We start from the raw sequence: 19,074 nt of genomic DNA on the forward strand, positions 1-19,074 counted from the left end.
CGTTCGCGTCATCATAATCCCGTGGGGAAGGAAATGATATGCCTTGATCCCTCTCGGGATCCGGCGCCGCACGGGCGCCGGGAGAAGAGGATTACTGACCGATATTGACCAGCGTCCGACCATGAATATTATTGCTGAGGAAATCTGCGGCATACGCTGGCGCCTGCTCCAGCGTGATTTCAGTGGCCGCCTGCTGGTAGTAGCTCTCCGGCAGAAGCTGGGCCAGACGCTGCCAGACAGCGTCGCGTTCAGCGGTCGGCACCATCACCGAATCCACCCCCTGCAGACGCACATTGCGCAGAATAAACGGCATCACGGTGGTCGGCAGATCGAAACCCCCGGCCAGACCGCAGGCGGCGACGCAGCCGCGATATTGCGTTTGCGCCAGCACTTTGGCCAACACCGGGCCGCCAACGGTATCCACCGCGCCCGCCCACAGCTGTTTCTCCAGCGGACGGGTCTCCGCGAAGTCGCTGCGCGGCAGGATCGTATCGGCGCCCAGCTGGCGAAGGTAATCGTGTGTCGATTCCCGGCCCGATACGGCCGTCACCCGGTAGCCAAGGGCTTTCAGCAACACCACGGCGGTGCTGCCGACCCCGCCGCTGGCGCCGGTGACCAGGATATCCCCGCTATCAGGGGTGACACCCGCACTAACGAGAGCATCAACGCATAGCATCGCGGTAAAGCCGGCGGTGCCGATGATCATTGCCTGGCGCGCGCTGAGCGTCTCCGGCAGAGCAACCAGCCAGTCGCCTTTAACGCAGGCTTCGGTGGCCAGACCACCCCAGTGGTTTTCGCCCACGCCCCAGCCGGTGAGGATCACGGCCTGGCCGGGAACAAAGCGCGGATCGCGGCTTTCTTTCACCTGACCGGCAAAATCAATGCCCGGCACCATCGGAAACTGACGGATAATTTTGCCTTTGCCGGTGATCGCCAGGGCGTCTTTATAATTGAGACTCGACCAGTCGATGGCGACCCGGACGTCACCTTCGGCAAGAGCGGGCAGGTCGATATCTTTGACGGTGGCGACGGTGCGGTTGTCGATCTGGTCCAGAACTAATGCTTTCATGACAGAGTATTCCTCGTCGGAAGGGGGTTATCGGCGCTAGCGCCGTCCTGTGCAGGTGTTTTTGTTGTCATACTGTGCGCAAAAAAATCCCAGTACTGGTTAAGCGGTGCGGCAGACTGGACCAGCCTGGCGCGCATCACCGCGCCTTCCCAGCCGATCCAGAACACCTGGGCCAGCGCCTGCGGTGAGGCGTCGCTGGCGATGGCCCCGGCTGCCTGCGCTTCGCGCAGGCAGCGCGCCACGCGCGACTCCCATGCCGCCAGGATAGCCATCAACCGTTGGGGAAACGTCTCGGGTAACAACGGGGCTTCCTGCAGCAGGTTGCCCACCAGGCAGCCGCGGCGAAACTGGAATTTCTCCATTCCCTGACCGGCATGACGCACAAAGGCCGCCATTCGTTCCAGCGGCGGCACGGCGTCGTCCAGCAGGAATTTATCTAATTTATGCGCAAAGAAGTCGCCATAGGCGGCAAGCACGGCGAGGCCAAAAGCCTCTTTGCTTTTAAAGCAATGATAAAACGACCCCTTTGGCACGGCGATATTCTTGATCACCGCATCAATACCCGCCGCGAGATAGCCCGTTTCGGTCAGCACTTCAAGGCCTGAGCGAATCAGCGCCTGACGCGTATCGTCAAACTGGCGATCGACCTTGGGTGGACGGCCGCGGCGGGGCTTCAGGACGGTGGAGGTATTGGGATTCATGATTTAGACCGTGTGGTTTAATTGTTTGTCAGGGTACGCCCAATTCAGGGGGAGGGCAAGCATTGCGCGTAGCGTAAGGCTGGCTGTCCAATCATCCTGAAATGGGGGGGCGTTAAGAATTATTTATCGCAAATACGTGGTTCGCACTGCCAGCGGGGGCACGAAATATAACTCTGCCGGGTATATTAGACTGGTCATTAATATCCATATTCACAATGCATAATACGAATTAATAATATTGGGAATATATAAACAGCGGAGGGCTGGAGCGGTTGAGTGGTTTTGTCCATGTGAAGAGGCTAATTTGCGAAGTCCCCGATCGACAGTCCTGTGAGGACTTCTCCCCGGAATGCCGGCCGGCGATGATTTGCAGACGATAGCGGATTGACAAACGCGGCTTGATAAAAGACATTGTCACCCCTGAACCGGCACCGGTTGCCACCTCAGTTTAAATATTATCGCCGGCAGACAATGACGTCTGTCTTAAATTATCGGTGACTGGGTAAATAATCTGTTACCGAAACAACACCTGCGAAAAAGGATTAACAGCCTGATGTACAGAATGAATATTGCCGTCAGAGGAGGGGATGAATGTCGCTAATTGCTATCGTGCTGGTCTTTATCATGGCCATCGTGGTGACCGTGTTCCTGTCCCATCTTCTGCCCGTTAAAGTGCCGCTACCGCTGATCCAAATCGCCGCGGGCGCCGCGCTGGCCGCCAGTGGCTTTCAGGTCGATTTTGACCCGCATATTTTTTTACTGCTGTTTATCCCGCCGCTGCTGTTCCTCGATGGCTGGCGCATCCCCAAAGACGCTTTTTTCCGCGATATGAAGCCGATTTTATCGCTGGCGATAGGCCTGGTGATGGTGACTATTCTCGGTATTGGCCTGTTTATTCACTGGCTGATCCCGGCTATCACCGTGGCGGCAGGGTTCGCCCTCGCGGCTATTCTGTCGCCTACCGATCCGGTGGCGGTATCGGCAATGACCGCCAGCTCGCCGCTTCCCTCAAGGATGGCGCATATTCTCGAAGGGGAGTCGTTGTTAAACGATGCTTCAGGGCTCGTTGCCTTTAACTTCGCCATCGCCGCGGTGCTGACCGGCAGCTTCTCCCCGGGAGACGCGGTGGTGAAATTTTTCCTGATGGCCTTCGGGGGCATCCTCAGTGGCCTCGTGGTGGTGTGGGTCACCGGCAAATGTAATAACTTTCTGGTTCGGCGCACCCGCGAGGAGCCAGCCATCCAGATCCTGATCAGCCTGCTTATCCCTTTCGCCGCCTACCTGCTGGCCGAGGCGTTCCATGTCTCGGGCATTCTTGCCGCCGTCGCCGCCGGCATTGCGATGCATTATGAGCAGCTGTCGGGGCCCCGGCTTCCGGCGACGCGCATGAAAAGCAGCGCGGTATGGTCCATGCTGCAGACCACCCTCAACGGGATGATCTTTCTGATGCTGGGCGAGCAGCTGCCGCGCATGCTCAGGACGCTGCCGGCGGTAGCCAGCCAGGCCGGCGTCTCTTCGCCCTGGTATCTGCTGCTGTACGCCGTGGCCATCACCCTGGCGCTCGGTCTGATGCGCTTCGCCTGGGTATGGCTGTCGATGAAGCTGACAATTTTTCGCCGCAAACGTCGAGGCAAGGCCATCACCGTCCGTCCACGCTTCAGTATCCTCGCCGTCATGGCGCTGGCGGGAGTGAAGGGCTCTGTGACCCTCGCCGGTATTCTGACGCTGCCGGTGGTGCTGGCAGATGGTTCGCCGTTCCCGGGCCGTGAACTACTGATCTTTCTTTCGATGGCGGTGATCCTGATGTCGCTGGTGGTGGCGGCTATCGGTTTGCCGTTTATGACTCGTTATCTTGCCGATGATCTACCGCATGACACCGGTAAGGACGACATTGGCGCCGTGATGACCGAGGTGGCCATTAACCGTCTTAACGCGCTACTGGACGAGCCGGTGGAGGATCCCAGTGAGCAGGCCCTGCGGGCCGATGCCGGCAATATGCTGCTCGAAACCTATCAGCGGCGGCTTCACTATAACGACAATGACGAGGGGCAGGATGTCGGGCTGGAGCTGGCTAAGCGCGCCAGGCTGGAGAAATATATGCAACGAGAGGTCATTATCGCCCAGCGTCAGGAACTGTTCCGGCTGCGCCGCGCCCATAACATCAGCGATATCACTTTTTATGAGGTGCTGCGGGAGATAGATCTGAAGGAAGAGAGTTTACGCTAAAGCCGCAACCGCCGGAGGGTGGCCATTCGCCTTCCGGCAGAAGTACCGGCGCTGAAAAGCAAAAAGCCTGCTCGAAAGCAGGCTTTTTTAAATTTGGCTCCTCTGACTGGACTCGAACCAGTGACATACGGATTAACAGTCCGCCGTTCTACCGACTGAACTACAGAGGAATCGTGTGAACGGGGCGCATATTAACGATGCCATCCGGCCTTGTCAAAGCCTGATTCAAAGAATTGCGTTCGACTGCTGACAATTTCAGCAATCGCCACCCACGCGCTGTTTTTTTCACCATGTTGCACCGTTGTAGTGCGAATGTACCCCTAATGGGGCATACCACAATCTGCTTACCGGGCAAATAAAAACCGAATTGCTATCACTATCCCTTATAACACTGCCTGCGGCGGGCGACAGCCGAGGAAATGCAAAGCTGGCAAGCAAATTGCAAAAGCCAGTGCATCATACTCCCAGCGTTGACGCTGGCGTTCCTTACAGGAGGCAAAATGAACTTAAGACGACTGAAATATTTTGTGAAAATCGTCGATATCGGCAGTCTGACCCAGGCCGCTGAAGTCTTGCATATCGCCCAACCGGCCCTCAGCCAACAGGTCGCGACCCTGGAAGGTGAAATGGACCAGCAGTTGCTGATACGCACCAAGCGAGGGGTCACGCCAACGGAAGCCGGTAAAATTCTCTACACCCATGCGCGCACTATCCTGCGCCAGTGCGAGCAGGCGCAGCTGGCGGTCAATAACGTCGGCCAGACGCTGCGTGGTCAGGTGTCGATCGGCCTGGCGCCAGGCACCGCGGCCTCCGCCATTACCATGCCGTTGCTGCAAACGGTGCGCAATGAGTTGCCTGAGGTGATGGTCTATCTGCAGGAGAGCAGCGGCACAGCGCTGAATGACAAGCTGCTGGCGGGCCAGCTGGATATGGCGGTGCTCTATGAGCGTTCGCCGGTGGCAGGCATCGTCAGCCAGCCGCTGCTGAAAGAAGACCTTTACCTGGTCGGCACCCGCGACTGCCCGGGGCAGAGCGTGGATCTCACGGCGGTGGCGGAGATGAACCTGTTCCTGCCGCGCGATTACAGCGCAGTGCGGGCGCGGGTCACTGAGGCATTCACCCTGCGTCGTCTATCGGCGAAAATTATCGGCGAGATCGAATCCATTACCACCCTGACCGCGGCCATCGCCAGCGGCATGGGGGCGACGGTGTTACCGGAATCCGCTGCCCGTTCCCTGTGCGGGGCGGCGAACGGCTGGATGGCGCGGATCAGCACGCCTTCAATGAGCCTGTCGCTGTCGCTGAACATGTCGGCTCGCGGCAGTCTGTCGCCGCAGGCGCAGGCGGTGAAAGAGATCCTGCTGTCTCTGGTGAGCCGCCCATCGCTGGAAAACCGTGAACTGCAGCTGGTCAGTTAGGGTATATTCTCTTAAGGAATAAGTTGCTGGTTTTTATTATTTGTTACCTGGGACAACAGACTTTAACAATAGCAGATACGTTAAGTCCATTGGCCCGGAGGAAAGGGTGAACTTCCAGCAGCTGAAAATTATCCGTGAGGCGGCCCGTCAGGATTACAACCTGACGGAAGTCGCGAATATGCTCTATACCTCGCAGTCAGGCGTCAGTCGCCATATCCGGGAACTGGAAGAGGAGCTGGGGATTGAGATCTTTATCCGCCGCGGCAAACGCCTGTTAGGCATGACCGAGCCGGGTAAAGCGCTGTTATCGATTGCCGAGCGGATCCTCAATGAAGCCAGTAACGTTCGGCGGCTGGCGGATCTCTTCACTAACGATGCGTCAGGCGTCTTAACTATCGCCACCACCCATACTCAGGCGCGCTACAGCCTGCCGCCGGTCATTAAAGCTTTCCGCGAGCTGTTCTCAGATGTTCGCGTCGAGCTGGTGCAGGGTACCCCGCAGGAAATCGAAGCGCTGCTGCATAACGGCGGAGCGGATATCGGCATCGCCAGCGAGCGCCTGAGCAACGATCCGACGCTGGCGGCTTTCCCCTGGTTCCGCTGGCATCACAGCCTGCTGGTGCCGAAGGATCATCCTTTGACGCAGGTTTCTCCCCTGACGCTGGAGGCGATCGCCCGCTGGCCGTTAATCACCTACCGCCAGGGGATCACTGGCCGTTCGCGCATTGATGAGGCGTTCAACCGCAAGGGGTTGATGCCGGATATCGTGCTGAGCGCGCAGGATTCCGATGTGATCAAGACCTACGTGGAGCTGGGGCTGGGCGTCGGGCTGGTCGCCGAGCAGTCCGGTGATGCCCGGGAAGCGGACACCTTTACGCGTCTTGATACCCGCCATCTGTTCGATGCCAATACCGTGTGGTTGGGACTGAAGCGGGGCCAGCTGCAGCGGAATTACGTTTGGCGCTTTATCGAATTGTGCAATGCCGGACTGTCGCTGGATGAGATTAAGCGTCAGGCGATGGAGCCGGAAGAGGTCGCAATCGACTATCAGATTTAAGGAAATGCTGGCCAGCGGGTCGGGGAGTGGAAATAACGCTATAATTCACACACGTGAGTCGCGACTGAGGAAGGGAAAATGACGATGCGGCGTGTGAAATTACTCTGTACGGCGCTGATGCTGCTTGCCAGCCACGGCGCGCTGGCCGTCAGCTATCCGCTGCCGCCGGAGGGGAGCCGTTTGGTGGGCAGCGCATTTACCATTGCCGTTCCGGACAATAACACCCAGCCGCTGGAAAGTTTTGCCGCCCAGTACGGCCAGGGGTTAAGCAATATGCTGGAAGCCAACCCCGGGGTCGATGTCTATTTGCCACGCTCCGGTTCGACGCTGACTATTCCGCAACAGCTGATCCTGCCCGATACCGTGCGCGAAGGGATCGTGATCAACGTTGCCGAAATGCGTCTCTATTATTACCCGCCGCTGGGCAATAGCGTCGAAGTCCTGCCAATCGGCATTGGTCAGGCCGGACGCGAAACCCCGCGTAACTGGGTGACGGCAGTAGAGCGTAAGCAGGAAGGCCCCACCTGGGTGCCAACCGCCAATACCCGCCGCGAGTATGCGAAAGAGGGCAAAACCCTGCCGGCGCTGGTGCCCCCCGGGCCCGATAATCCGATGGGGCTGTATGCGATCTACATCGGCAGGCTCTACGCCATCCACGGCACCAATGCCAACTTTGGTATCGGGCTGCGCGTCAGCCAGGGATGCATCCGCCTGCGCAATGACGATATTAAATTCCTGTTTGATAACGTGCCGGTTGGGACGCGGGTTCAGCTGATCGATCAGCCGGTGAAGTACAGCGTGGAGCCGGACGGCAGTCACTGGCTGGAGGTGCACGAGCCGCTGTCGCGCAACCGCGCGGAGTTTGAATCCGACAGAAAAGTCCCCTTGCCGATGACCTCGGCGCTGCGCGACTTTACCCAGGGGCCGGGAGTGAGCCCTGCCCAGGTCGAGCAGACCCTGCAGCGCCGCTCCGGCATGCCGGTGAATATCAGCGCCACAGCGGCGCAGGGAAGTTTGTAGCGGGTCGTTTAGTCTGATTAACGGCTATTGTCAGAAGGCTCTTTTGCTGTCGATGCATTCAACGTTGTTGGGAATAAGGATCGGGAAACCGATCCTTAACTTATCAGCAGTGGCGGTGATGGCGTTTTAATGAGGGCGCCAGGAGATGCTCAGGAGGGGATGATAAAGTCTGCAAATATGCCTATGGACTTAATCTTGTTACTGAGGATTTTTTTTTGGGCTGCCATTGTCCATGAAAGCGAAGATACCGCTTATGATAGCCAATATCCAGAATATAATACTAATGAATTTTGCAGAATCCATATTATCAAAACACTCCTGACCACAGCCACTACCGCTGACCCCCATCGCCGCTGATAAGCGAATCAGGGGATGGCGTCACTGATTGTTGGCAATGGGGACATGCTGCAGCATCACTTCAACGATCCAGTCAATAAAAACGCGCAGCTTGGCGTTGACATGGCGGTTCGGTGGAAACGCCAGGTACAGAGGCATTGGGCTAATCCGCCATTGTGTAAATAATGGAATCAAAGCGCCAACGGCCTGATGCGCTGCCGCCATATAGTTGGGCAGCGCAATCACGCCTAAGCCAACTAACCCAGCTTCGAGGTAAGCATTGCCATCATCCACGGCAAGTACGTAGTTGCCCGTGATTTCAATACGTTCATTCTCACTGCACAGTACCAAAGGATCAATCTTACTGGTGCGTGAGGACAAGAATCCCACTATGCAATGGTCAGTATTTTGCAGCTCGCGCGGGTGTGCGGGAGCGCCAAGGCGTTCCACATAGCTGGGGGCGACGTAGACGCCGATTTGCAAATCGCCGACATGGCGTGCGATTAGGGACTGGTCGGTGATTTGACCTCCGCGCAGAACGCAATCCACGTTGTCGCCGATCAGATCCACTACCCGGTCGCTCACACCCATGTCGATCTGGATATCAGGGTAGCGGGCGTGGAAAGCCGGTAGCGCCGGCACCAGAATAAGGCGGGCCAGCGGACTCGGTACATCCACCCGTAGCCGTCCCCTGGGCGTCATCGCCGCACTGGACAGGCTGTTTTCAGCATCCTCCATGTCTGCTACGCAGCGGCAGACCCAGCGGTTACCGCCGGATCGAAAGTCTGTAGCCATAAGGTTGGGAGCAGCATCGCTGATTTTCACCTGCGGGGATCACATACGGAACCTTGGACGGTACCTACGGTACGATGCTGCTTATACCCGCTGGCGGAGAGATATCAGAAGCGGCGGTGTTGCCAATCTTTTTTGGAACCGCGCATTATCGCCTTACACCCAGGTATGGTCCGGCACGGTTAAACCGCCTTTATTTAAGCCTTTGCGGGAGCGTGGGGCTCACGGCCGTTCAGCTTGCCTCATAGCAAGAAAATAGCACCTACACCAGGATAAGATTGCATGCTTGGGGAGCGGAGAGGATCACGGAAAGCAAAAATCCCGCTCAGGTTTCCCTGAGCGGGATTTTTAAATTTGGCTCCTCTGACTGGACTCGAACCAGTGACATACGGATTAACAGTCCGCCGTTCTACCGACTGAACTACAGAGGAATCGTGTGAACGAGGCGCATACTACTGGCCTCGCATTTTTGTGTCAACACTAAAATTAACCTGCTGATTCAAATGGCTAAATTTAGCTCAACACGTTGTTTTAGTGAACAATGCGCCGATCGCCTTCGTCCTGCAGGCCATTCTCACGTCTACGCGCCAGCGGATCCTGGCGGTAAAAGTGGCAAAAACGCTGCCACAGGGCCGGGAAGCGAGGCGCGAACAGTTCAGGCGCACTGAAAAAATATTCCGAGAGGACAGCAAAGCACTCTGCGGGATCGGTGGCGGCATAGGCGTCAATACTGGCGGCGCTTTCGCCGACCAGATCTATCTCATCCTGAATGTTGTTCATCGCGGCGTGGAGATCATGCTCCCAGCCGGCAACTTCACGCAACGGGATAAGCGGCACGCCGCTGGCCCGGTCGCCGTTCCGCGTATCAAGCTTATGCGCCACTTCATGCACCACAAGGTTAAAGCCTGACGCATCAAAAGAGTCTTGAATATCCAGCCAGTTCAGCACTACAGGACCCTGTTGCCAGCTTTGTCCCGACTGTACCACCCGCTGGTTGTGGACCAGACCAATATCATCCTCCCATTCATCATCGACGATGAAAGGGGCAGGGTAGATCAGCACTTCATGGAAGCCATCCAGCCACTCAATGCCCAGCTCAAGCACCGGCAGACAAAAGAGCATAGCAATGCGCGCCTGATGCAGCGGGGTCAGCTCCAGCCCCTGCAATGCCACCAGCCGCTTTTGCTGTAAAAAACGGGCAGCCATCTGCGTGAGCTTGTGCTGCTCAGTGGACGAAAGATGGGCTAAAACCGGAATGGCAAGCGCTTGCTCCCAGGGCATCTCTGCGTTGCCGGACTCATCATCTGCTTTCCAGGGCCATTTAAACATCATATTGCTCGCAAAGTCGTCACTTGAACACAATTACCGAAACGGGAGCTATTAAAATGCCAAAGATCCTGGCATTATAGCAACCATCACAGCGGAGAGATGCCGGAGCGGCTGAACGGACCGGTCTCGAAAACCGGAGTAGGGGCAACTCTACCGGGGGTTCAAATCCCCCTCTCTCCGCCACTTTTCTTGCTCTAACCTTCCCTTCAATAACACCGTTAGCTTCAGGTATAACGCCTGCGCTGGGGTATCACCATCATCATCGTCCTGGTTTCAGCGTAGAGTCGCGGTAGCGCGCTTTATCCTTTTGGCACCTTATCGCCGCTTTTAGCCCGAACGAGCTTAAACGCATCATAAAGAGGGAAGGTACGCCTGGAAAGCGGCAATGTCGAAAAGAGTGATCTCAACGGAGCGGGAACATAAAAAAGCCCGCTGAACGCGGGCTTTGACGGGGATCAGAACTGATAGACCAGGCCGAGGGCGACGATATCATCGGTCGCGATACCGCTGTTTTTGTAGAAGCGGTCGTCTTCATCCAGCAGGTTGATTTTATAATCCACATAGGTGGACATATTTTTGTTGAAGTAGTAGGTCATGCCCACGTCGACATACTTGACCAGATCCTTGTCGCCGTAGCGAGAATAGGCGTAGAGATCTTTACCCTTCGACTGCAGATAGGCCACCGACGGACGCAGCGGTAAATTAAAGTCGTCGAACTGATACTGCGCGACCACTTCGAAGTTCTGCGTTTTGTTGGCAATTCCGCCAAAACTATCGTTGCCATAGAAGGTCATGTTGCGGGTCTCAGCATACATGGCGGCCAGATAGATGTTATTGGCGTCATATTTCGCGCCGACGGTCCAGGCATCGGCTTTATCGCCGTTGGCATAACGCTGGCTGCTACGCGCGGCCGCCAGCTGGTTATGGGTACGGTCAGAAGACGAATACGCTGCCCCGAAGCTGATGCCCATATCGAGATCGTAGTAGCTGGAGATACCAAAACCGTCGCCATTTTCCCGCGCCAGCTTACGTTTCCCACCGTTATTAGTGCCTTCGCCAGAACCGGCGTTTTCATTATTACCCTGATACTGCAGGGCGAAATGCAGGCCGTCGACGAGGCCGAAGAAATCGCTGTTACGGTAGGTGGCCACGCCGTTAGTACGACCGGTCATGTAAACGTCGGTCTGGGTGTAGGTATCGCCGCCGAATTCCGGCAGCATATCGGTCCAGGATTCAATGTCGTAGACCACGCCGTAGTTACGGCCATAGTCCAGCGACCCGCAGTCGGCAAACTTCAGGCCGGCAAAGCCGAGACGGGTCCAGGAATTCGCGCCTTCTTTTTCGCTGGTGTTCGCCTGAATGTTGTATTCCCACTGACCGTAGCCGGTTAACTCGGAAGTAATCTGCGTTTCGCCTTTCAGACCAAAGCGAACATAGGTCTGGTCGCCGTCCTCTGAAGCGTCGTCAGAGAAGTAATGCAGGCCGTCAACTTTCCCGTAGAGGTCCAGTTTATTACCGTTTTTGTTATAGATTTCGGCGGCATTAGCGGCGCTAGCCATTAATAATGCCGGAACCATGAGTGCCAGTACTTTTCTTTTCATTATATATTCCCTTTTAATAATAATTTCTATGAATTATGACAATCCCTCCGGAATGACTATCCGATACTAACGACTAAGTTCATCTTTATTTAAAATAAAATATGTAAATAAATAATGTTAAACATTTCAAAATATTTCTAAGTGGTTCTTTATATTAAATTTTGATGCTTGTGTAAAATCCATTATTTTCTTATATAGCAATGCTTTATTATGTCTTTGGTTGGTTGTTGTTAATTTTATGAAATAAATTGCACAAATAACAATCAAGCTCATTATTCATTATGGAAATTTATTTTGTGTGAATGTAAATATCCAGGGAATTATCAACCCAGCTTGCGATAATTAAGGAATGAATAGCTTTAAGCGTACGGGAGATAATAAGGACATCTCTTCAGCCTGTGCGCATTGGCAGCATAAGTCGCGAGAAGGCGCAGAAGACGAAGATGAAACTGCTGCCTGTGACGCAGGTTAGCGGTATAATGTGATGCGTATCACGTTTTGAGTGACAATAGTCTGTTGTGTCACGGAGAGGAATGAGATGGAAGAGCAGGCAAAACGCAGCCCGGGAGGGAAACTTGCGCTCTGGGCGTTGTATGCTTTTTGCGGATATTGTGTCTGGGTCATTGTGCGTTACTGGTGGGTAGTGGGAAAAATTCACAGCGTTCCCGGCGCCAGCGTGGAGGGTGATTTTGGAACAACGGCCGGGAAATGGCTTGGCGCCCTGTTGGGCATGCTGGTCCTCGGCGGCATTGGCTCTATTCTCGGCGCGGTCGTCTGGTATACGCGTCCATCCCGCGGCGAGCAGGATCATCAGCGCTAAAATTGCTATGCTCGAGGCTGACCCTCAGATAAAGGAAAGCCTATGGACCTGGTTGACTGGCAGCAACGATTTGAGCGCTGGATACTGACGCACCATGCGCAGGATGACGCCGCACACGATCTGTCCCATTTTCGTCGCGTCTGGGCGACCGCCACTCAGCTGGCCGCGGGGGAGGAAGTCGACCGGCTGGTACTCCTCACGGCCTGCTATTTTCATGACATCGTCAGCTTGCCAAAAAATCATCCGGAGCGAAGTCGATCCTCGATGATGGCCGCCGAGAAAACCCTCGCCATTCTGCAGTCGGCCTTTGCTGATTTTCCTGCGGATCGTTACCCGGCGGTCAGCCATGCCATCGAGGCGCACAGCTTCAGCGCGGCGATCCCACCGCGCACGCTGGAGGCGAAAATAGTTCAGGATGCCGATCGACTCGAGTCGCTGGGAGCCATTGGTCTGGCGAGGGTCTTCGCTGTCGCCGGCGCCCTGAATACCATCTTGTTTGATGCCGAAGATCCTTTTGCTGATCGGCGGGCGCTGGATGACCGCAAATATGCCCTCGACCATTTCCAGTGCAAACTTCTGCGCCTGCCGGAAACCATGCAAACTGACAAGGGGAAAGCGATGGCGCAGCATAATGCCCGTTTTCTCGTCGAATTTATGGCTAAGCTCAGCGCGGAGCTGCAGGGGGAGCCGCTGGCGCTGGATGAAGCGGTTTTGCGCCGCTTTGCACCGCAGGCGTCAACCGACCGGTGATTTATGGTACTCTCTGCCAAAATCGTCCGCGTTGGTTGAGGATATGCCGCAAAAGTTAAGCAAGGAACACAGGTCGTTGTCGTTGGCTGAACAGGCCGGGGAAGACGCTGAGGCGCTGCTGCGTCAGCTGATGACGATCTACGATGTAAAAACGCTGGTTGCCGAACTGGTGAGCGTCGGCGAACAGCACTGGAGCGCGGCGATCCTCAAGCGCGTGGCGGCGCTTGGCCGCGCGGCGGAGCGTTTGCGCCCGCAGGAAGTTGCTCATCTGGCGACGCTCCTGCCTTCGCCGCCGGCCCATCATCCGCACTATGGGTTCCGTTTTATCGATCTGTTTGCCGGTATTGGTGGGATCCGCAGTGGTTTTGAAGCCATCGGCGGACAGTGCGTTTTCACCAGCGAGTGGAACAAGCACGCGGTACGCACCTATAAGGCCAACTGGTACTGTGATCCGCAGCAGCACCGTTTTAATGAAGATATCCGCGATATTACCCTCAGCCAACGCTCTGACGTTAGCGACGAGGAGGCGGCGCGGCATATTCGTGAATCTATCCCTCAGCATGATGTGCTGCTGGCTGGCTTCCCCTGCCAGCCTTTCTCGCTTGCCGGCGTCTCTAAGAAAAATGCGATGGGCCGTGCGCATGGCTTTGCCTGCGAAACCCAGGGAACGCTGTTTTTTGACGTGGTGAGAATTATCGCGGCTCGTCAGCCAGCGATTTTTGTGCTGGAGAATGTCAAAAACCTCAAAAGCCACGATCAGGGGCGCACCTTCCGTATCATCATGCAGACGCTGGATGAGCTGGGATATAAAGTAGCTGACGCGGGGCATACCGGGCCGGATGACCCGAAGGTGATTGACGGGCGCCATTTCTTGCCTCAACACCGGGAGCGCATCGTGCTGGTGGGTTTCCGTCGCGATCTGCAGCTGCATGCTGGATTTACGCTGCGCGACATCGCGGCGCAGTACCCGGCGGTGCGGCCAACATTTGGCGAGCTACTGGAGCCGACGGTCGATGCGAAATTTATTCTTACGCCGGTGCTGTGGAAATATCTTTATCGTTATGCCCGCAAGCATCAGGCGCGGGGCAATGGCTTTGGTTATGGCCTGGTTGACCCCGCCAATCCCCACAGCGTGGCCCGGACGCTTTCTGCCCGCTACTATAAAGATGGTGCCGAAATTCTCGTCGATCGCGGCTGGGACCGGCCGCTCGGTGAGAAGCATTTTGACGATCCGCTGAATCAACAGCGGCGGCCTCGCCGGTTGACGCCGCGCGAATGCGCCCGGCTGATGGGCTTTGAATCCCCGCAGGGGGCGCGTTTTCGCATCCCGGTATCGGATACGCAGGCCTATCGTCAGTTTGGCAACTCGGTGGTGGTTCCGGTCTTCGCCGCGGTGGCGAAACTCCTGGCGCCGCGCATCGCTCAGGCGGTGGCGCGCCGCGAAGCGGATGATAATGATGGCGGATGTTCACGATAAAGCGACGCGCAGTAAAAATATGCGGGCGATCGCCACGCGCGATACGGCGATTGAAAAGCGGATAGCGGCGCTGCTGACCGGGGCGGGATTCACCTTTGTCGCCCAGGATCGCGCGCTGCCGGGACGTCCCGATTTCACTTTACCCGACTACCGCTGCGTTATCTTTACTCACGGCTGTTTCTGGCATCACCATGACTGCTATCTGTTTAAGGTGCCGGCCACCCGCACGGCATTCTGGCTGGACAAAATCGCCGGTAACGTGGCGCGCGACGCCCGCGACCGGCAAAAGCTGGCCGAAGAGGGCTGGCGGGTATTAATCATCTGGGAATGCGCCCTGCGCGGGCGCCTTAGGCTGAGTGATGCGGCGCTCACCGAGCGTCTGGAAGAGTGGATCTGCGGCGCCGGACACGACGCGCAGATCGATACGCAGGGGATCCGCGAACTGACGACTACTTCGACGCCTTACAAGGAGTAGCCTCGCTGCGGACGGGGAAGAGATATTTCCCCAGCGTCACCAGCACTACGGCGAAAATAATCACCGCCAGCGCCAGCCACTCAATGAGCGACAGGCTCTCGCCGCCGAACCCAGTACCGAGGAGCACCGCGACCACCGGATTAACATAGGCGTAGCTGGTGGCGACCGCCGGGGTGACATTGCGGATTAAAAACATGTAGGCGTTAATGGCGATCAGCGAGCCAAAGATGGCCAGATAGGCCAGGGCAGCGATCCCGGACCAGGAAGGGACGCGGGTTAAGGTTTCACCGCTCAGCCATGAGGCCACCAGCAGGACGATCCCGGCGGCGAGCATCTCGATTGCCCCCGCCATCATGCCGGTCGGCAGTACGATTCGCGAACCGTAAACCGAGCCGAAGGCCCAGCTTAGGGAACCAATCAGGATCAGCAGTGCGCCCCAGGGGTTGCCGTTCAGGTTGCCTCCGCTGTTGAGCATCACGATACCCGCAAGGCCAATGGCAATGCCCAGCCACTCCAGTTTACGGGTGGCGATGCCGAAAAAGCGGCTGAAGCATAAGGTGAACAGCGGTACGGTGGCGACCATCACCGCCGCGATGCCGGAGGGGACGTGCTGATGTTCAGCCAGCGTCACGAAGCCGTTGCCAACCGCAAGCAGCAACACGCCGATCAGCGCAGCGTTAAGCAGCGGACGACGCGCCGGTAGCTTATGGCCGGTGGCCAGTAGCCACCCCAGCAACAGCACGCCGGCAGCGAGAAAACGAATGCCGGCCATCATTAGCGGCGGCCAGCTGGCGACCCCGACGGCGATAGCGAAATAGGTAGAGCCCCAGATGATATACAGCGCAAACAGCGCCCCGATGAGCGGTAAAAGCTGACGGGTAGACATACTTCCTCACGACGGTGCAGAGATAGAAAGGGGACATATAGTAAACGTGAAAACTATCGTGCTGGCGAGTGGTTAATTTGCGTCAGGTTGTTAAATTTATATTGACTAATTGTACCTTGGGCACCGGCCGTTTTTTAACGCATACTCGAGGGAGACATTGATGAAAAGAGAAGGAAAATCATTTTGGCAGGAAGTAGTCTTTTAACATTACTTGATGATATCGCCACGCTGCTGGACGATATTTCCGTGATGGGCAAGGTAGCGGCGAAAAAAACGGCGGGGGTGCTGGGCGACGATTTGTCTCTCAATGCCCAACAGGTTACCGGCGTGCGGGCGAATCGCGAGTTGCCCGTGGTCTGGGGAGTGGCGAAAGGGTCGTTCGTTAACAAAGTGATCCTCGTGCCACTGGCTTTGTTGATCAGCGCCTTCATCCCCTGGGCGATTACGCCATTGTTGATGCTGGGCGGCGCGTTTCTCTGTTTCGAAGGGGTGGAGAAGGTACTGCACAGTCTGGAAGCGCGGAAACACAAAGAGGATCCTGAACGGCGGCAGCAGCGTCTCGCCGCGCTGGCGGAGCGCGATCCGCTGGCCTTTGAGCGTGACAAAGTAAAAGGCGCGATTCGCACCGATTTTATTTTGTCCGCGGAAATTGTCGCCATTACCCTCGGCATCGTGGCGGAAGCTCCGCTGCTTAACCAAATCCTTATTCTTTCGGGGATTGCGATTCTGGTCACTATCGGGGTGTATGGCCTGGTGGGGGTGATCGTCAAGCTGGACGACATGGGTTACTGGCTGGCGGAAAAACGTAGTGCGCTGGCGCAGTGGCTGGGTAAAGGGCTCCTGGCCGTCGCTCCCCGCCTGATGAAGGTGTTGTCCATCGTCGGGACGCTGGCCATGTTCCTCGTCGGCGGGGGGATAGTCGTTCACGGTATTGCGCCGCTGCATCATGCCATCGAGCACTGGAGCGCGGGGTTGGGTGGGGTGATGGCCTCCACGCTGCCGGTCGTCGCCAACCTGGTGCTGGGTTTTATCATCGGCGCGGTGGTGCTGGCGGGCGTTAAGGCGGTGAGCAGCCTGCGTGGCGCTGGAAAGTAGCATGGCGAAACGCAGCGTAACGGCGCCGCGTGTTCTACCCTGAAAACGCCCCGGGTATCGACAGAGACCGGGGCGCTGACGCCGCGAGGTTTGCGCAACGTATTGCGAGAGAAAGATGGATAAGCCACTGCGGTTGAAGTTAAAAAAGTGCTACCACCTGGCTCGCCCGGCGCATGTGGTTAACGCTTGTTTTATCGCAGTGGTGTTTTTCTCCACGCTGCTGATCTGGCGTGAAATCAATGACCTGGAAGAGGCCTACGTGGCCAACCAGCGTAACAATCTGTCTAACGTCGCTCATGAAATGGATGGACTGTTGCAGTTCAACATCGACAGAATGATGTTTTTTCGCCATGGGATGCAGGCGGCGCTCGAACAGCCGCTTGATATCGATGTATTGCGTAAGGCCAGCCAACGCTATCTGAGCCAGCGCCATCAGCAGGCCTGGCGGGTGGCGCTACCGAATCGGCGTACGCTGCCGGTGTTTGGCATCTCAGGCAGCGTCGCTGGCCACAACCCTATCCTGCTGGTGGACGATCCGCTGGCGGCTGATGAACTAATGGCGACGCTCGAGCTGGGTTATCTGCTAAATCTGACGCAGCACGATCGCGATTTCGCCGAGCGGATGCAGTATATCTCTCGTAGCGGCTTTTTTACCTCGACCCTGCCGCTGCGGGATGAGTCGCAGGTGATTACGCACTATTCCCAAGCCCTCGGCGCTCCGTGGTTTACCCGCCAGACCCAACGAAATAATCCGGGGCGAGGCGTTATCTGGCAAACCTTTCCTGACGATGACCCGCAGCTGGAAGAGCAGGTGGTCACCGCTTCGATACCGTTGGATTTTGCCGGTTACTGGCGCGGCGTGCTGGCGATGGATTTCTCAGTCAGTGAAATCAAAGCGTTTTTGGTTAGCGCCATGCAGGGGGGACAAGAGGGAGAGTACCAACTTTATGATAGCCATTTGAACCTGCTGGCTTCTTCCGCGCCGGGGAATGTCCTGACCCTGCTGTCCCCGCGCGAGCAGGAGCTGCTGAGCCGCGCGTTTGTCCATGATAACCAGGGAGGGCTGCGTCTGCTGACGCGCTATATCAGCTGGGCCAAACTGCGCAATTTTGACGGCGTGCTGCTGCGGATCCACACTCTGCGGGAAGGCGTCCGCGGGAACTTTGGCACCATCACCATCGCCCTGACCCTGATGTGGGTCCTCTTCACCTTGATGCTGTTGCTCTCCTGGCTGGTGATCCGCCGCATGGTCCGCAACATGAGCGTTCTGCAAACCTCGCTGGAGTGGCAGGCATGGCACGATGCCTTGACTCGCCTGCTCAATCGCGGGGCTCTGTTTGAACAGGCGATGGCGGTAGCCAGCGACTGCCAGCGCAGCGGACGGCCGCTGGCGGTGATCCAGCTCGATCTGGATCATTTTAAGCACATCAACGATCGCTATGGTCATCAGGCGGGGGACAGGGTGCTGTCGATGGTGGCCAGTACGCTGTCCAGCGCGGTTCGGCAGGGCGATCTGCTGGGCAGAGTGGGCGGAGAAGAGTTTTGTATCGTGATGCCGAATACCACCCTGCAGGAAGCGGCGGCGGTGGCGGAGCGATTGCGCCAGCGTATCCAGGGACGGGAAGTCTTTTTGCATAACAACGTGACGCTGCGGGTTAGCGCCTCGTTAGGGGTGAGCGCCAGCGAAGAGCGGGGGGAGTATCAGTTTGAAGCGCTGCAGTCGGTGGCCGATGGGCGACTCTATCTGGCCAAGCAAAATGGGCGTAACCAGGTCTGTTTTCGCAGCGCAGCGTGAGTAAAACGTTTCGATGCCGATTGGCAAAATGAGAATTATCTTAAAGTGATCGCAGGCGATCGCGCTATCGAATGAAACCGGTTTGCGGCTAAGCCTTCTCACATCAGCCTTGCAGCCCGGTCAGTCACCAGGCGCCAACATTCTCAATATTTTGCGTCATGAATATCTCTGTGTAAGTTCACACAGATATTGCAATTGCCTCAGAACACTAAAGGAGGGATTGCCAG

At 56.6% G+C, this 19,074-nt stretch carries 15 protein-coding genes, 3 tRNA genes and 1 pseudogene; 11 read left to right on the forward strand and 8 right to left on the reverse strand.

Annotation, left to right across the window (positions count from 1 at the left end; genetic code table 11):
* Positions 1-91: 91 nt before the first annotated feature.
* The gene (locus KB892_RS07845) at positions 92-1,069 is read right to left on the reverse strand and encodes an acrylyl-CoA reductase (NADPH) (protein ID WP_004151466.1); all 978 of its coding nucleotides are present in this window, start codon (positions 1,067-1,069) and stop codon (positions 92-94) included.
* Positions 984-1,770: pseudogene (locus KB892_RS07850) on the reverse strand (TetR/AcrR family transcriptional regulator). Before KB892_RS07850 ends, KB892_RS07845 begins: the two are co-directional and overlap by 86 nt.
* A gap of 591 nt (positions 1,771-2,361) precedes the next feature.
* Between KB892_RS07850 and KB892_RS07855 the strand changes: the two are divergent.
* Positions 2,362-3,996, forward strand: coding sequence for a Na+/H+ antiporter (locus KB892_RS07855; protein WP_004148971.1), 1,635 nt, complete (start codon positions 2,362-2,364; stop codon positions 3,994-3,996).
* A gap of 94 nt (positions 3,997-4,090) precedes the next feature.
* Here the strand turns inward: KB892_RS07855 and KB892_RS07860 are convergent.
* Positions 4,091-4,166: transfer RNA gene (locus tag KB892_RS07860), tRNA-Asn, on the reverse strand.
* A 330-nt stretch (positions 4,167-4,496) separates the two neighbouring features.
* On the opposite strand from KB892_RS07860, the gene nac reads away from it, so the two are divergent.
* The 3 genes from nac to ldtA all read left to right on the forward strand — a co-directional run bounded on the left by nac (position 4,497) and on the right by ldtA (position 7,491).
* Positions 4,497-5,414 (forward strand): nitrogen assimilation transcriptional regulator NAC, encoded by a 918-nt coding sequence (gene nac / locus KB892_RS07865; protein WP_002911729.1) that lies wholly within the window; start codon positions 4,497-4,499, stop codon positions 5,412-5,414.
* A 106-nt stretch (positions 5,415-5,520) separates the two neighbouring features.
* Positions 5,521-6,471: an HTH-type transcriptional regulator Cbl gene (cbl, locus tag KB892_RS07870; protein WP_004175385.1), complete on the forward strand. Its 951-nt coding sequence runs from the start codon at positions 5,521-5,523 to the stop codon at positions 6,469-6,471.
* A 78-nt stretch (positions 6,472-6,549) separates the two neighbouring features.
* A complete protein-coding gene (gene ldtA, locus KB892_RS07875) occupies positions 6,550-7,491 on the forward strand; it encodes a L,D-transpeptidase (RefSeq protein WP_004227147.1) in 942 nt (313 codons plus the stop codon).
* 378 nt (positions 7,492-7,869) lie between these two features.
* On the opposite strand, the gene KB892_RS07880 is transcribed toward ldtA, so the two are convergent.
* The 3 genes from KB892_RS07880 to mtfA all read right to left on the reverse strand — a co-directional run bounded on the left by KB892_RS07880 (position 7,870) and on the right by mtfA (position 9,951).
* Positions 7,870-8,622 (reverse strand): LysR substrate-binding domain-containing protein, encoded by a 753-nt coding sequence (locus KB892_RS07880; RefSeq protein WP_223174602.1) that lies wholly within the window; start codon positions 8,620-8,622, stop codon positions 7,870-7,872.
* Positions 8,623-8,974: 352 nt separating this feature from the next.
* Positions 8,975-9,050 (reverse strand) — tRNA-Asn (locus KB892_RS07885).
* A gap of 100 nt (positions 9,051-9,150) precedes the next feature.
* The gene (gene mtfA / locus KB892_RS07890) at positions 9,151-9,951 is read right to left on the reverse strand and encodes a DgsA anti-repressor MtfA (RefSeq protein WP_004227143.1); all 801 of its coding nucleotides are present in this window, start codon (positions 9,949-9,951) and stop codon (positions 9,151-9,153) included.
* A gap of 90 nt (positions 9,952-10,041) precedes the next feature.
* On the opposite strand from mtfA, the gene KB892_RS07895 reads away from it, so the two are divergent.
* Positions 10,042-10,131 (forward strand) — tRNA-Ser (locus KB892_RS07895).
* Positions 10,132-10,403: 272 nt separating this feature from the next.
* Here the strand turns inward: KB892_RS07895 and ompC are convergent.
* On the reverse strand, positions 10,404-11,549 hold the full coding sequence (ompC, locus tag KB892_RS07900; RefSeq protein WP_002911596.1) for a porin OmpC: 1,146 nt from the start codon (positions 11,547-11,549) through the stop codon (positions 10,404-10,406).
* Positions 11,550-12,087: 538 nt separating this feature from the next.
* Between ompC and drpB the strand changes: the two genes are divergently transcribed.
* The 4 genes from drpB to KB892_RS07920 all read left to right on the forward strand — a co-directional run bounded on the left by drpB (position 12,088) and on the right by KB892_RS07920 (position 15,071).
* Complete coding sequence (gene drpB / locus KB892_RS07905; RefSeq protein WP_004151461.1) at positions 12,088-12,369, forward strand: cell division protein DrpB; 282 nt, start codon at positions 12,088-12,090, stop codon at positions 12,367-12,369.
* A 42-nt stretch (positions 12,370-12,411) separates the two neighbouring features.
* Entirely contained in the window at positions 12,412-13,119 is a 708-nt protein-coding gene (locus tag KB892_RS07910) for a phosphohydrolase (RefSeq protein ID WP_002911594.1), read from the forward strand.
* Between the two features lie 76 nt (positions 13,120-13,195).
* Positions 13,196-14,596: a DNA cytosine methyltransferase gene (locus KB892_RS07915; RefSeq protein ID WP_072353978.1), complete on the forward strand. Its 1,401-nt coding sequence runs from the start codon at positions 13,196-13,198 to the stop codon at positions 14,594-14,596.
* Positions 14,577-15,071 (forward strand): very short patch repair endonuclease, encoded by a 495-nt coding sequence (locus tag KB892_RS07920; protein ID WP_004200342.1) that lies wholly within the window; start codon positions 14,577-14,579, stop codon positions 15,069-15,071. Before KB892_RS07915 ends, KB892_RS07920 begins: the two co-directional genes overlap by 20 nt.
* Here KB892_RS07920 and yedA read toward each other — a convergent pair.
* Positions 15,046-15,957 (reverse strand): drug/metabolite exporter YedA, encoded by a 912-nt coding sequence (gene yedA, locus KB892_RS07925; RefSeq protein WP_016529443.1) that lies wholly within the window; start codon positions 15,955-15,957, stop codon positions 15,046-15,048. The genes KB892_RS07920 and yedA overlap by 26 nt on opposite strands.
* A 183-nt stretch (positions 15,958-16,140) precedes the next feature.
* Between yedA and KB892_RS07930 the strand changes: the two genes are divergently transcribed.
* Together KB892_RS07930 and dgcQ are read left to right on the forward strand one after the other, a co-directional pair.
* The gene (locus KB892_RS07930) at positions 16,141-17,052 is read left to right on the forward strand and encodes a DUF808 domain-containing protein (protein ID WP_002911591.1); all 912 of its coding nucleotides are present in this window, start codon (positions 16,141-16,143) and stop codon (positions 17,050-17,052) included.
* Positions 17,053-17,167: 115 nt separating this feature from the next.
* Positions 17,168-18,847: a cellulose biosynthesis regulator diguanylate cyclase DgcQ gene (dgcQ, locus tag KB892_RS07935; protein ID WP_024622768.1), complete on the forward strand. Its 1,680-nt coding sequence runs from the start codon at positions 17,168-17,170 to the stop codon at positions 18,845-18,847.
* The last annotated feature ends 227 nt before the right edge of the window (positions 18,848-19,074 follow it).

This window comes from Klebsiella sp. P1927 (genome assembly GCF_018204675.1).
Taxonomy (GTDB): Bacteria; Pseudomonadota; Gammaproteobacteria; order Enterobacterales; family Enterobacteriaceae; genus Klebsiella; species Klebsiella pneumoniae.

Bases quoted from the DNA above. Each gene is read 5' to 3' on its own strand.
- dgcQ (WP_024622768.1), top strand. From the start codon at position 17,168: ATGGATAAGCCACTGCGGTTGAAGTTAAAAAAGTGCTACCACCTGGCT.
- ldtA (WP_004227147.1), top strand. From the start codon at position 6,550: ATGACGATGCGGCGTGTGAAATTACTCTGTACGGCGCTGATGCTGCTT.
- yedA (WP_016529443.1), bottom strand. From the start codon at position 15,957: ATGTCTACCCGTCAGCTTTTACCGCTCATCGGGGCGCTGTTTGCGCTG.
- KB892_RS07920 (WP_004200342.1), top strand. From the start codon at position 14,577: ATGGCGGATGTTCACGATAAAGCGACGCGCAGTAAAAATATGCGGGCG.
- drpB (WP_004151461.1), top strand. From the start codon at position 12,088: ATGGAAGAGCAGGCAAAACGCAGCCCGGGAGGGAAACTTGCGCTCTGG.
- mtfA (WP_004227143.1), bottom strand. From the start codon at position 9,951: ATGATGTTTAAATGGCCCTGGAAAGCAGATGATGAGTCCGGCAACGCA.
- KB892_RS07880 (WP_223174602.1), bottom strand. From the start codon at position 8,622: ATGGCTACAGACTTTCGATCCGGCGGTAACCGCTGGGTCTGCCGCTGC.
- KB892_RS07845 (WP_004151466.1), bottom strand. From the start codon at position 1,069: ATGAAAGCATTAGTTCTGGACCAGATCGACAACCGCACCGTCGCCACC.
- nac (WP_002911729.1), top strand. From the start codon at position 4,497: ATGAACTTAAGACGACTGAAATATTTTGTGAAAATCGTCGATATCGGC.
- ompC (WP_002911596.1), bottom strand. From the start codon at position 11,549: ATGAAAAGAAAAGTACTGGCACTCATGGTTCCGGCATTATTAATGGCT.
- KB892_RS07855 (WP_004148971.1), top strand. From the start codon at position 2,362: ATGTCGCTAATTGCTATCGTGCTGGTCTTTATCATGGCCATCGTGGTG.
- KB892_RS07910 (WP_002911594.1), top strand. From the start codon at position 12,412: ATGGACCTGGTTGACTGGCAGCAACGATTTGAGCGCTGGATACTGACG.